Here is a 12,354-nt window from a genome sequence, read left to right as displayed (position 1 = left end):
GCCGGGGGGATTACCCAATTCTGGCGACCGCTCCGCTGCGCACGAAGCTGCGGAACCCCTGCAGGCTCTGGGATGTGGTGTCGATCGAGACGTTGCCCGCGATGTCAGCGGCGTCGTTGTCGAAGTAGACCAGGGCCCGCAGCGCCGGGAACTTCGGCAGCTGCTGCGCGATGCCGCGGAAGAAGTCGCGCTTCCAGCCGGCATCACCCGATCGCTCGCCGACCCCCCACTCGGCCAGCATCACCGGCTTCAGCGGGTGCTTCTGACGGGCCCACCGGTAGGCGCCCCGCCACGACGTCGCTCCCCAGTACTGGTTGACCAGCGTGGAGAACCCTCCGTCCTGGCCGCCGAGGCCGGCGGTCTTGTACGGGTCGAACGCGATCCAGTCGACGTAGCTGCGGCCGGGCCACAGCTGGTCGTACCACGGCTGCGTGGCCCACTTCTGAGCGCCCATGTAGTTCATCACCCACACGACGTTGCTCGCGCCCTGGGCGCGGAACACCTTCACGACGTGCCGGTACATGGCGCGGTAGTCGAGAGCGGTGAACCCGGAGCCCGCCTGGGCGACGACCTCGTTCTCGGGCTCGTGGTGGATCGCCAGGAACGTCCGGTAGTTCCAGTTCTGGCGCAGGTGCCGGGCCTCGCGGATCAGGCGACCGTCGGCGGCGCCGTTCGCCACCTGTCGCCAGGTGTACCCGTCGTCGGGCTTCCAGTTGGCGAAGAGGATCCGGCGCCCGGAGCCCACGCGCAACGAGCGCGACTCGGCGGTGCTCGGAAAGAGCCGGTCGCCGCGGTAGTAGTAGTGCACGATGCTGGCCCGGCGGCCGGACTCGCGCTCGAACCGGCTGACCGAGGCCGCGGGGCTCTCGCCGGAGTGCGGCGCGATGAACGCGCCGGACAGAGCGCCCGGGCAGCTCGGCACCAAGGTGCGTGAGAGTCGGCACGACGGCGCGGCCGCAGCCGACGCGGTCGACGACGGCACGACGAGGACCAGGCCGGTGGACAACAACAGGGCAAGCAGGGGTGCGACGAGGACCGACCAGGACATTCGGTCTCGGGGCACCCGGGTGAAGACGGGGTTCATCTACTGAGCTCCCTCCCGAGGAGAAGCCCAGACCGTAGCCGCGAGATACCGATCGACGCGACATCCTCCCCAATTATGGGTATGTCGATCGATCGGTGCGGTCACGTCCTGCAGTTGTCGCTCCCACGCTGTCGCGGGACCGGGCGGGCGTCGGTCAGCCCGGCATCACCTGCTCCGTCGGGTGGGCGCCTCGGCGCAGCCCGGTGGCGCGCGGAGCCCAGGCGAGCAGTCCCAGGGCATGCACCAGGGCGAGGCCCCAGAACGCCTCGTTGCCGCGAGCGGCGTACAGCACGGTGGCGTCCAGGAACGAGCCGAGGTCGAGTGGCTTGAGCGCCATCAGGGCGAAGGGGGTCAGGAAGAGGAACGCCGTCCACACCCAGGCCGCGGCGACCGAGTCGCTCACCTGTCGCGCCAGCATCCAGCGGGCGACCAGGTCCAGACCGACCGGCGCGAGGATCAGGGCGACGACGCACTCGGCCTGCAACCGGACCAGGTCGGTGCCGAAGAGCGCGACCGTCAGGACCAGCACGACCAGGGACGTGGTCGCCAGCCACCGGCTCCGAGGACGGACCGCGCAGTACGGCACCAGCAGAGCGGCCGCGAAGACGGGTTCGTTGAGCGTCTTGAGACGGGGCGCGCCGTCCAGACCGAGGAGCAGCAGACCCAGCACGCCGAGCGCGACCGCGGTCGCGGCCATGCCGGCCGTCCACCACCGGCCGCCGTCGTCGGGGCGACGGCGCTGCCACAGAACCGTGCACGAGAGCAGGATCGCCAGGGCGAAGGACTCGCTGTTGTGCCCGACCTGCGTGGCCAGCCCCGCCGGCAGCAGGTGCGGGAGGAGACCCGTCACGATCGCCAGGAGCACGGCGGCCTCGACGACGATGAAAGCGACGAACCATGCCGTCGCCGACGACCGGGTGGCCGGGGCGCGATGCACCTCGAGCTCGACCATCCCGACCTCCGTCTCGGCGTCCGACGACGCACCGGTGACCTACCGGCAACACGACAAGCCTCAGCGGACCCGACGCTCAGCACGGTGATTGGGGGCCAGGTATCCCCAATTGAGGGGACCGTCCGGGACAACCGGTCGCTCGTCGATCGGACCGGCCGAGGCTGGAGTCCGGTGCACCGGGTGAGCAAGGGGGAAGCATTCGATGGACCCGACGTCCGACGCAGGTTTCTATGTCCGCGTACTCCGCCGGGGCTGGCGGCCGATCATGGCGGCGACGGCCCTGGGCTTCGTCCTCGGCGGGCTCGCCTGCGCCCTGGCGCCGCGGACGTACGCCGCCACGGCGTCGGTGCTGGTCACCGACACCGGCGCGGCCCAGACGACGGCCGTGGGCGAGCGCACCACCGGCGGTGACGTCAACCTCGACACCGAGGCACAGCTGCTGAAGTCGGCGGACGTGATCGACCGCGTGCTCGACCAGACCGGCGACCAGTTCTCCGCCGCCACGGTGGCGAGCCAGGTGAGCGTGCAGGTGCCGGCGAACACCACCGTGCTGGACATCACGTTCACGGCGGGGACCCCGCGAGCGGCCCAGAAGGGGGCCGAGGCGTTCGCGGCCGCCTACCTCGCCAACCGTGAGGACGTCGCCCAGGAGTCGCTCGACCACTCGGCCACGAGCTACGAGACACGGCTGAAGGCCGCGCAGAGCGAGCAGCTCAAGCTCCGCTCCCAGCTCCGGGGCGCATCGGACGACCTCACCACCGACATCCAGACCCGGCTGCAGACCATCGCCGCGCGGATCGCCACCCTCTCGGAGGGGCTGGTCGCCGCCGAGAGCACCGTGGTCACGCCCGGCCGGGTGATCAACCAGCCCGCCCTGCCCACCCGGGCGGCCTCGCCGAACCTGAAGATGCTGCTCCTCTCCGGCGGCGCGCTCGGCCTGCTCGCCGGCGTCGGCTTCAGCGTCTACCGCGAACGGGTCCGACCTCGCCTCGACGACGAGGAGGACGCCCAGCGGGAGCTCCAGGTGACGGCGCTGGCGGAGATCCGCCGACCCGCCACCGGCGTCGTCCACCTCGTGGCCACCCCGGAGTCGCCCCAGGCCCTGTCGTTCGGGCAGCTGCGTCGCCGTCTCGACCTGCTGCACACCGCAGGTGCGGGGCCTCGTCGGATCGTCGTCGCCTCCACCTCCGACGGTCCCGCGGCACTGCACGTGGCCTTCAACCTCGGGTGGCAGTACGCCCACGCCGGCGTCCGCGCCGACGTCGTCCTGGACGGGGGTGACCACCCCCCGGGGGTCGACCTGCGACCGGCCGCACCCGGGAGCAGGCTGCTGCGCGGCACCTTCGTCGGCGACGGCGTGCTCCACACCCGGGCGCCGCTCACGGTCCACGACCTCGGCGACCACGTCGAGTCGGCCTCCCACGTCACGGCGCCGGCCGAGGGCGTCACCGTCGTCTGCCTGCGCCGCGCCAGCCCCCTGGTCGAGCTCCTGACGTCCCCCGGCGACACCGCCGTCCTGCTCGTCCAGGCCCGCAAGGACCGGGCGCCGCTGGCCAGACGGGCACTGAAGACCCTCTCCGCCGGAGGCGGGGTGCAGGTCGTCGGGGTGGTCCTGCACCACGGCTACCCCCCGGCGACCCGGTGGGCGAGCCAGCTGCGGGCGCTGTCCGGCACGGCTGGCGCCGGTGAGAACGACGGCGGCAACCTCGACGAGGAAGCGGCCGACGCGGCGGACGCGGGCACCCTCGACGAGGGCACCCTCGACGATGGCGCCGACGAGGAGACCGTCGACGATGGCGCCGGCGAGGAGAGCTCCGTCGAGGACGGTCTCGACGACGCGCCGGAGCCGGCTCCCGCCGCGACACCGGAGGTCGCGGTGCGCCGCCCCGCCACCCGGCCGGCACCCACCCCGGTCGACCTCCGGCACCGCACGAAGCCGGGCCGACCGTCGGCCCCCTGGATCCCCGACCCCGTGGTCGGGCCCGCCGGTGATCCGGCGCGACGTACGTGGCCGCGGCGCAGCCGGAGATGGTGACCACCCGCGACGCGGGGATCGCGGCAGCGCTGCTGCCGCGCGACCCGCTCGCTCCCCTGGCCTGGCTGATCGTCCCGCTGCCGGTGTGGTGGTACCTGGGCCTGGCCAACCTCGGGTGGTTCATCGCCGCGGTGCCCATGGCGATCTCGCTGGTGTCCTGGCGCCGGTGGCGGCTCCCGCCCGGCTTCGGGTGGTGGCTGGCCTTCCTGCTGTGGCTGGTCCTCAGCGTCTCGATGCTGCCCGTCAACCCCGCCGGCACGGTCGCCGAGGGCGCCGGGGCGCGTGTGGTGCCGGTGCTGTTCCGGTTCGCCGAGTACGGCTCGGCGACCGTGATGATGCTCTGGGCCCTCAACGTCGACCCCGTCCGGGTGCCCGCCGCGCGACTGGCGCGGCTGCTCTCCCTGATGCTGGTGTGGACGGTGGCCGGCGGGCTCCTCGGTGTGATCGCGCCGGACTTCCAGGTCACCTCCCTCATGGAGCGCCTGCTGCCAGGAGGACTGCTGACCAACGCGTACGTGCTGGCGCTCGTCCACCCGGCCGCCGCCCAGATCCAGGACGTGATCGGGACGGGCAACGGGCGTCCCTCGGCACCGTTCGCCTACACCAACTCCTGGGGCAACGCTCTGGGGCTGCTGATCCCGTGGGCGGTGGCGGCGGCGGTGCTGGCCCGGACCCACGCGGCCCGGACCCGGTGGACCGTGCTCGTGCTGGCCGCCCTCGTGCCCACGGTGCTCTCGCTCAACCGGGGGCTGTGGATCGGCCTGGTCATCGTCATCGGCTTCGCGGTGGTCCGCCTCCTGCTCACCGGCCGCGAGCTGCTCGGCATCGCCTGCCTCGGCCTGGCGGCGTGCGTGCTGGTGCTGGTCGCCGTCAGCCCGCTGGGAGCGGTGGCCGAGCAGCGCCAGACGGGAGACGCCCCCAGCGACGACATCCGGGGGTTCAGCATCTCGCGGGCGCTCCAGCTCGGTGACGAGTCACCGGTGCTCGGCTACGGCGGCACTCGTGCTCAGGCCGGCAGCCAGGACACGATCGCCGTCGGCAAGTCGCCCACCTGCTCCAACTGCGGCAACCTGCCGATCGGCACCAACGGCCAGCTGTGGTTCGTGATCGTCGGCCAGGGCTTCCTCGGGGCCTTCTTCTACCTGATGTTCCACCTGGTGCTGCTGCGTCGGTTCCTCGCCTCGAGGAACGTCCTGGCGACGGCCGGAGCGGCCACGATGGTGATCGCCCTGTGGTTCTCCGTCGTCTACGACCGGACCGGACCGACCGGCTGCCTGGAGTTCCTGGCCATCGGGCTCGCTGCGAAGGCGCTGCTCGAGAGCGCCCGGGCGGAGTCGCCAGCGGAGGTCGTGGACCGGCCAGACCTGCGGACGACGGACGCGGCGCCGTGACGGAGATCCCGTTCGCGGACCAGCTCTGGCCGGGGACGACCGCGCCCGCGTCGTACCTCCCGCTGTCCCGTGGCGGCGTCGTGCGGTCGCTGCTGCCGACGGCGAGCCCCCTGCTCCTGCGCTCCGCCCTGGCCCGCAGCAACGGCCCGGAGGGGGTCGGCCGCCACCTCGCGCGTCGCCTGGTGGCGTCCGCCGCGGGCACCCGGCTGCGCCTGGGTCGGTCGAGGCCCGACGAGCGCGACGGCGATCCGTTGCGGCAGCGCCTGAGCGAGCTCGCCGGGACCGAGGTCCACCTCGCCGTCCACTTCGGCCCGCCGCGTGCCAACCGCAAGCCCGTCGTCCAGGCGCTCGACGGCGCCGGGCGGCTGGTGCTGGTCGCCAAGCTGGGGGTGGACGACCTCAGTGCCCGCCTGGTCGCTCACGAGGCGGAGGCGCTGCGGGTGCTCGCCGGCCGCACGGGCCCCCACCTGCTGGTGCCGGAGCTGCTCGGTCTCGAGTCCTGGGGCGGTCGCCCGCTGCTGGTGCAGGGAGCGTTGACGGTGCCGTCCCGGCACCGCATCCCCGCGCCGGTGCCACGACACCTGGCCGAGGAGGCCATCGCGACCCTGGAGGTCCCCGAGCACCCACCGGTCCGGGCGTACGTCGACGACCTCTGCGCTCGGATCGACCGGCTGCCCGACCCGGCACCGCGGGCCGAGTACGTCGCGGCCGCCCGCGGGGTGGGCGACGTCGTCGACCTCGACCACTGGCCGTCCGCACCGTGGCACGGCGACTGGTCGCCCCAGAACGTCGCCGCGTGCGGTGGCAGCGTGGCCGCCTGGGACTGGGAGCGCTTCGCGGTGGGACGCCCGCGGGGCTTCGACACCGCGCACTTCCGGCTCCAGCAGCTGCTCCGTGAGCGGGGCAATACCCAACCTGGGGTAAGGCTCCTCGACGAGGCACCGGCCCTCCTCGGCGACTGGCAGGGTCGGGCTCGCCCGGCGAGGGCGCGCAGCGTCGCCGTCCTCCTCCTGCTCGAGCTCGCGACCCGCTACCTGGGTGACGGACAGGTCGGCACCAGCTCGCCGGGTGCCGGGGTGGCCGCGTGGGTCGCTCCGGTGCTGCGGCAGACGGGGAGCCTCTACGGCTCGACAAGGGGGACGACGCGATGACCACGAGCCCGACCAGGTTCCGCCCGGCCCGCTCCCAGGACCGCCTGCGTCCCGGCGCGCGAGCGCTGCGCGACGTGGTGGGACGGGCCACCGCCCAGCGTCGCGCCCTCCCGTCGCTGCTGATCATCGGCGGCCAGCGCTGCGGGACGACGTCCCTCTACAAGGCGCTCGCCCAGCAGCCCCACCTCTTCCGGCCCGTGTGGCGCAAGGGTGTCCACTACTTCGACGTCTCCTACGAGCGCGGGTCGGACTGGTACCGGTCCCACTTCCCGTACGAGTCGACGGTGGCCCGGGCGGCGGCGCGGCACCACACGGAGGCGCTCTGCTTCGAGTCCAGCCCCTACTACATGTTCCATCCCGCCGCTGCGCACCGGATCCGGTCGACGCTGCCCGGCGTACGCGTCGTCGTGCTGGTGCGCGACCCCGTCGAGCGGGCCTACTCCGCCCACGCCCACGAGCTCGCGCGCGGGTTCGAGACGCTGCCCTTCGAGGCGGCCCTCGCCGCCGAGGACGACCGGCTGAGCGGCGAGGAGGAGCGGATGGTCACCGACCCGCGCTACAGCTCGCCGGCCCACCGGCACCAGGCCTACCGCACGCGTGGCGAGTACGCGCCGCAGCTCGAGCGGCTGGCGGGGATCCTGGGCCGCGACCGGATCCACGTGATCGACAGCCACCGGTTCTTCCAGGAGCCGGAGCCCGTCTTCGCCGACCTGCTCGGGTGGCTCGGCACCCGGGTGGTCACCGACCCGGCCTTCGACCGGCACAACGCCCGCGTGCGGCTGCCCCTGGCCGACAGCGTGCGCCAGGACCTCCAGAGGCACTTCGAGCCGTACGACGAGCAGCTCGGCGAGTGGCTGGGGCGAGCGCCCTCGTGGCGTGTCTGACCGGCTGAGCCAGGGCAGCCTGGTCAACCTCGCGGGAGCCGCCGGCTCCGCGCTCAGCACGCTCGCGCTCGTGGTGCTCACGGCGCGGGTGCTGACCCCCGCCGAGGCCGGCCGCGTGTTCGCGGTGACCTCGGCGTTCCTCATCCTGGCCGCGGTGCTCCGAGCAGGGACGCCGACCGGGGTCGTGCTCTTCGTCTCCCGCGCCGACGACGCCACGGGCGGCACGTCGCGACGCATCGCGCGTCGGGGCGTCCGTCCGGTGCTGCTCGCGTCGGCCGGCGTGGGCGTCGTCGCGCTCGCCCTGGCCGACCGGCTCGGTGCCGCGCTCGGCACCGGCGCCGTCGTCGTGGTCGTGCTCGCCCTGTGCCTGCCCGCCGCGACCGCGCTGGACACGGTGCTCGCGGTCACCCGGGGCGAGCACGACATGGTGCCGACGGTCCTGGTCGACCGGGTGGGTCGACCGGTGCTCCAGCTCGCGCTCACCGGCCTCGCGGCGCTGCACCCGACCGTGCCGACGGTGGTCGTCGCGTGGTCCGTGCCGTACGTCGTCGCCCTGGTCGCCGCCTGGGCGCTGACCCCGGCCCTGCGGTCGCGCACGTGGCCCCCCGGACCCGACGGCGAGGGTCGTGAGTTCCGTGACTTCGTGCTGGCGCGCGGCGCCGCGTCGGTGATCCAGATCTGCTTCGCGCGTCTCGACATCGTGCTCGTCGCGGCGCTCGCCGGGCCGGCCCAGGCCGCGCTCTACACCGTGGCCACCCGCTTCGTCACCGTGGCCCAGCTCGTGCAGCAGGCCATCGCCACGGCCGGGGAGCCGGCGCTGGGGCGCACCATGGCGCGCCGCGAGCTCCCCGCCGCCCTGGGCATCTATCGCACGACCACGCTGTGGGTGCTCACCCTCCTGTGGCCGATGCTGATCACGGCTGCCGTGGTGTCCCCGGAGTGGCTGGGCGTCTTCGGGCCGGCGTACCGCACCGGCGTCGACGTCGTCGTGGTGCTGACGCTCGCGATGCTGGTCGCGACCGGGGTCGGGATGGTCGAGACCGTGCTCAACATGGGCGGACGCGCGACCGTGCTCCTGGTCAACAACGTCGCCGCCCTGGTCGTGATGGTCGGCCTCGACCTGCTGCTGGTGCCGGGTCTCGGTGCCGTCGGCGCCGCGTGCGGGTGGGCGGCGGCGATCGTGGTCAAGAACCTGCTCGCCCTGGCCCAGCTCCGCGGCACCCTGCCGGGACTGCCGTTCGGCCGGGCCTGGCTGCTCGGCGCGTGCCTCAACGTCGTCCTGGTCGGCGCACTGCCGCTGGCGTGCGGCCTGGCCTGGGGCCCTCCGGGGCGCTGGACCGGCGTCGTCGTGGGCGGGACCCTCCTCGCGGCGGCGTACGTCGCGCTGCGCGGCGAGCTCGGCCTCGCCCGGCTCTTCGGTCGTGCTCGCACCAGGCCGGAACCCGTGGCGGCGGCGTGCTGACCCGGCTCGCGGTCGGCGCGCTGGCACTGGTCGTCGTCGGGGCCGCCGGGTGCTCGAGCGGCGGCGGTTCGACCGGCGACTGGCCGGCGGCACGCGACACCCCGCCGCGCATCCCGGCCTCCTCGCTGCTGGTCGGTGCGGCGGTGCCGCGCCAGCTGCCGGCCGACGGACCGCAGGCGGCGGCGTACACGCGCTTCGACGACGAGCTGGGCACCGACACCCAGATCGCGCACCTCTTCCGGACGTGGGACCAGGACCTCGTACCGCCCGACCTCAGCCAGGTCGCCGCCGACGGCAAGTACCCCATGCTGTCGTGGAACGGCGCCGACATCGCCGGCATCGTCAGCGGCCGCTACGACCGGCGCATCCGGGAGCAGGCGACGGCACTGGCCGACTCCGGGGTGCCGACGTTCCTGCGGTTCCGCTGGGAGATGGACCGCCCCAACCTCCGCACGTCGGTCGGCTCCCCCGAGGCGTACGTCGCGGCCTGGCGACGGGTGCACCGGATCTTCGCCGACGTCGGCACGCCCAGCGTCTCGTGGGTGTGGTGCCCGACCGCGGACGGCTTCGCACCCGGACGCGACGCCGCTGCGTTCTATCCCGGGGACGACGTCGTGGACTGGCTCTGCGCGGACGCCTACCCCGGCCGGGAGCTCACGCCGCTCGCGACGCTGCTCGCGCCGTTCCTGTCCTGGGCGGAGGGCCACGACAAGCCCGTCATGATCGGCGAGTTCGGGGTGCCGCGCACCGCGGACGACGACGCGCGGGCCGCCTGGCTCGGAGCCGCCGGACGCTGGCTGGCCGACGAGCCGCTCGTCCGGGCCGTCGTCTACTTCGACCTCGACGTCGAGCCCACCGCGCGCGTGCTGCAGTTCGGCATCGACCCCGGCACCGCGACCGCGCTCGCGTTCGACCAGCTCGCGCGCGCCGACGACCAGGGACGGTCGTCATGAGCGCCCCGGTCCGGGTGGTCTTCCTCGCGGGCGTCGGACGGAGCGGCACGACCCTGGTGGAGCGCACCCTGGCCGAGGTGGACGGCGTGACCGCGCTCGGCGAGGTGATGCACCTGTGGGACCGCGGCCTGGTGCGCGGCGAGCTCTGCGGCTGCGGCGCTCCGTTCCGCGACTGCCCGTTCTGGCACGAGGTCGGCGAGCTCGCCTTCGGCGGCTGGGACCACGTGGACGCCGCCCGGATGGCTCACCTCAAGGCCCGCGTCGACCGCGCGACGCGGGTCCCGGCGGTGGCCTCCGGGCGGCCCCGGTCCCTGGCCGCGGAGGTCCGCGAGTACGCCGACCACTACGTGCGGCTCTACCGGGCCGCGTCCGAGCTCACCGGCGGTGTCGTCGTCGACTCCAGCAAGCAGGTGTCGCTCGCGTGGTGCCTGCAGACCCGGCCGGAGATCGACCTCCGGGTCGTGCACTGCGTCCGGGACAGCCGCGGCGTCGCCTACTCCTGGAGCAAGGACGTCGCGCGTCCGGAGGCGGTGTCGGAGGAGTACGGCCGGATGCCGCGCTACTCCGCGCCGGCGGTCTCCGCGCTCTGGCTCCTGCACAACGCGGAGATCGAGGCGCTGCGTCGGCGGGTGCCGGTCCAGCGGCTGCGCTACGAGGACTTCGTCGCCGATCCGGCGCGGGTCACCCGCGACGTCCTCGAGCTGGCGGAGGTCGACGCGCCCGTCGACCACGTCGGTGCGGACACGATCCTGCTCGGCAGCAGCCACTCGTGCGCCGGCAACCCGATGCGCTTCCGCACGGGCGCGGTGCCGGTCCGCGCCGACGAGGCCTGGCGTGCCTCCGCTCCGCACCGGCAGCGACGTGCCGTCACCGCGCTCACCGCTCCCCTGCTCGCCCGCTACGGCTACCCCCTGTGACAGGAGCAACGATGCCGTCCCCTTCCACCACCTACCCCAGCGTCGGTGTCGTGATCCCGACCCGGGACCGCGCCGAGCTGCTGCGCCGAGCACTCGCGTCCGTGGCACGCCAGACCTACCCCGGGCGCATCGAGACCGTCGTCGTGCACGACGGGACGCCGGTGGACGAGACCGTGCACCGCGATGACGCACGACCGGTCCACGCCGTCGCCAACACCCGCACCCCCGGGCTGGCCGGCGCCCGCAACACCGGCATCCTGGCGCTCGCCACCGACTACGTCGCGTTCTGCGACGACGACGACCACTGGGAGCCCACCAAGCTGGCGCGCCAGATCGAGCGGGCCACCCGGCCCGACCGCCCGGAGATGATCACCTGCGCGATGCTCGTGGACTTCGACGGGCACCGTACGCCGCGCCTCGCCGGCACCGCCGAGGTGACCCATGCCCGGCTGACCCGGTCGATCATGGCGATGCTGCACTCCTCGGGGATGCTCTTCGACCGCTCCGCCCTGCTGGACATGGGTCTGGTCAACGAGGACATCCCGGGCAGCCAGAACGAGGACTGGGACATCAAGCTGCGCGCCGCCTCCCGGCGCCCGATCGCGCACGTGGACGAGCCACTGATCACCGTTCAGTGGGGCCGCTCCTCGATGTTCGCGCGGGCCTGGGAGACCAAGAACCAGTCGTTCGTCTGGATGCTCGAGAACCACCCGCAGATCTCGGCGGACGCCCACGGCGCGAGCCGCGTCTACGGGCAGCTCGCCTTCGGCGAGGCCGCCCTCGGCGAGCGCCGGTCGTCGATGCGCTGGGCCGGCCGTGCGTTGCGGGCCAACCCCCTGCAGTGGCGAGCCGTGGCCGCGCTGCCCGTCGCCGCCGGGATCGTCCGGCCCGAGCAGGTCCTCAACACGCTCCACCGCTTCGGCCGGGGGGTCTGATGTCCGCCGAGGACCGCGTGCGCGGGCTCCCGACGCTGGTGCGCGGCCCCGCGCGCGCGGCCCTGCGGCTGGTCAGCCTCGCCTACCGAGTGCGCTACCCCCGTCGCCTCCGCCTCGGGCGCGACGTGGTGATCCTCGGGCGGTTGCGCCTCGCGGAGGGCACCCGCCTCGAGCTGGGCGACCGGACCCGCGTCCGCGGTCGGGTCATCGTCAACGGCGGCGGCCGGGTGCGGGTCGGCCCGGACACGCTGCTCAACGGCTGCTGGATCGTGGCCGCCACGGAGGTGACCCTCGGCGCGGGGTGCCTGGTGTCGGACTGCGGCATCACCGACAGCGACTTCCACAACCTCGATCCCGACCGCCGGCACCTCCCCCCGGACGACGCCACCCGGCGACCGGTCCGCATCGAGGACAACGTCTGGGTCGGCGCGCACGCGCTGGTGCTCAAGGGCACCGAGATCGGCAGGGACTCGGTCGTCGGCGCCGGGGCCGTCGTCCGCGGCAACGTCCCGGAGCGCGTCGTGGTGTCCGGCAACCCGGCTCGGATCGTGAAGAAGTTCGACGACCCCGAGCCGCTCGCCTGACCCCGT

Annotated in this window: 11 protein-coding genes; 9 read left to right on the top strand and 2 right to left on the bottom strand. The window is 73.8% G+C overall.

Going from position 1 to position 12,354, the window contains the following annotated elements:
• Positions 1–10: 10 nt before the first annotated feature.
• Together N542_RS25265 and N542_RS0116520 are read right to left on the bottom strand one after the other, a co-directional pair.
• Positions 11–1,084: a hypothetical protein gene (locus N542_RS25265; RefSeq protein WP_231482704.1), complete on the bottom strand. Its 1,074-nt coding sequence runs from the start codon at positions 1,082–1,084 to the stop codon at positions 11–13.
• Between the two features lie 154 nt (positions 1,085–1,238).
• Positions 1,239–2,036: a hypothetical protein gene (locus N542_RS0116520; RefSeq protein ID WP_028644878.1), complete on the bottom strand. Its 798-nt coding sequence runs from the start codon at positions 2,034–2,036 to the stop codon at positions 1,239–1,241.
• A 202-nt stretch (positions 2,037–2,238) separates the two neighbouring features.
• On the opposite strand from N542_RS0116520, the gene N542_RS0116515 reads away from it, so the two are divergent.
• Genes N542_RS0116515 through N542_RS0116475 form a run of 9 tightly spaced genes read left to right on the top strand, consistent with a single transcriptional unit; the run spans position 2,239 to position 12,348 of the window.
• Entirely contained in the window at positions 2,239–4,071 is a 1,833-nt protein-coding gene (locus tag N542_RS0116515) for a YveK family protein (RefSeq protein WP_081795244.1), read from the top strand.
• Entirely contained in the window at positions 4,068–5,462 is a 1,395-nt protein-coding gene (locus N542_RS25260) for an O-antigen ligase family protein (RefSeq protein WP_197025990.1), read from the top strand. Before N542_RS0116515 ends, N542_RS25260 begins: the two co-directional genes overlap by 4 nt.
• Positions 5,459–6,613 (top strand): hypothetical protein, encoded by a 1,155-nt coding sequence (locus tag N542_RS0116505; protein ID WP_028644876.1) that lies wholly within the window; start codon positions 5,459–5,461, stop codon positions 6,611–6,613. The genes N542_RS25260 and N542_RS0116505 overlap by 4 nt, the downstream gene beginning before the upstream one ends.
• Positions 6,610–7,497: a sulfotransferase gene (locus tag N542_RS0116500; RefSeq protein WP_028644875.1), complete on the top strand. Its 888-nt coding sequence runs from the start codon at positions 6,610–6,612 to the stop codon at positions 7,495–7,497. Before N542_RS0116505 ends, N542_RS0116500 begins: the two co-directional genes overlap by 4 nt.
• Positions 7,490–8,959, top strand: a complete 1,470-nt coding sequence (locus tag N542_RS25255; protein ID WP_051551918.1) for a lipopolysaccharide biosynthesis protein — start codon at positions 7,490–7,492, stop codon at positions 8,957–8,959. Before N542_RS0116500 ends, N542_RS25255 begins: the two co-directional genes overlap by 8 nt.
• Positions 8,953–9,912 carry a glycoside hydrolase family 26 protein gene (locus N542_RS0116490; RefSeq protein WP_051551916.1) on the top strand — a complete coding sequence of 320 codons (960 nt, stop codon included), beginning with the start codon at positions 8,953–8,955 and terminating at the stop codon, positions 9,910–9,912. The genes N542_RS25255 and N542_RS0116490 overlap by 7 nt, the downstream gene beginning before the upstream one ends.
• Positions 9,909–10,829: a sulfotransferase gene (locus tag N542_RS0116485; RefSeq protein WP_028644873.1), complete on the top strand. Its 921-nt coding sequence runs from the start codon at positions 9,909–9,911 to the stop codon at positions 10,827–10,829. Before N542_RS0116490 ends, N542_RS0116485 begins: the two co-directional genes overlap by 4 nt.
• A gap of 11 nt (positions 10,830–10,840) precedes the next feature.
• Positions 10,841–11,764, top strand: a complete 924-nt coding sequence (locus tag N542_RS0116480) for a glycosyltransferase family 2 protein (protein ID WP_036508209.1) — start codon at positions 10,841–10,843, stop codon at positions 11,762–11,764.
• Positions 11,764–12,348, top strand: coding sequence for an acyltransferase (locus N542_RS0116475; RefSeq protein WP_081795243.1), 585 nt, complete (start codon positions 11,764–11,766; stop codon positions 12,346–12,348). Before N542_RS0116480 ends, N542_RS0116475 begins: the two co-directional genes overlap by 1 nt.
• Positions 12,349–12,354 lie beyond the last annotated feature (6 nt).

The organism is Nocardioides sp. URHA0020, from assembly GCF_000620705.1.
GTDB lineage: Bacteria > Actinomycetota > Actinomycetes > Propionibacteriales > Nocardioidaceae > Nocardioides.
The sequence above is the reverse complement of the archived record's forward strand: the minus strand, read 5'-3'. Positions and strand labels throughout refer to the sequence as shown.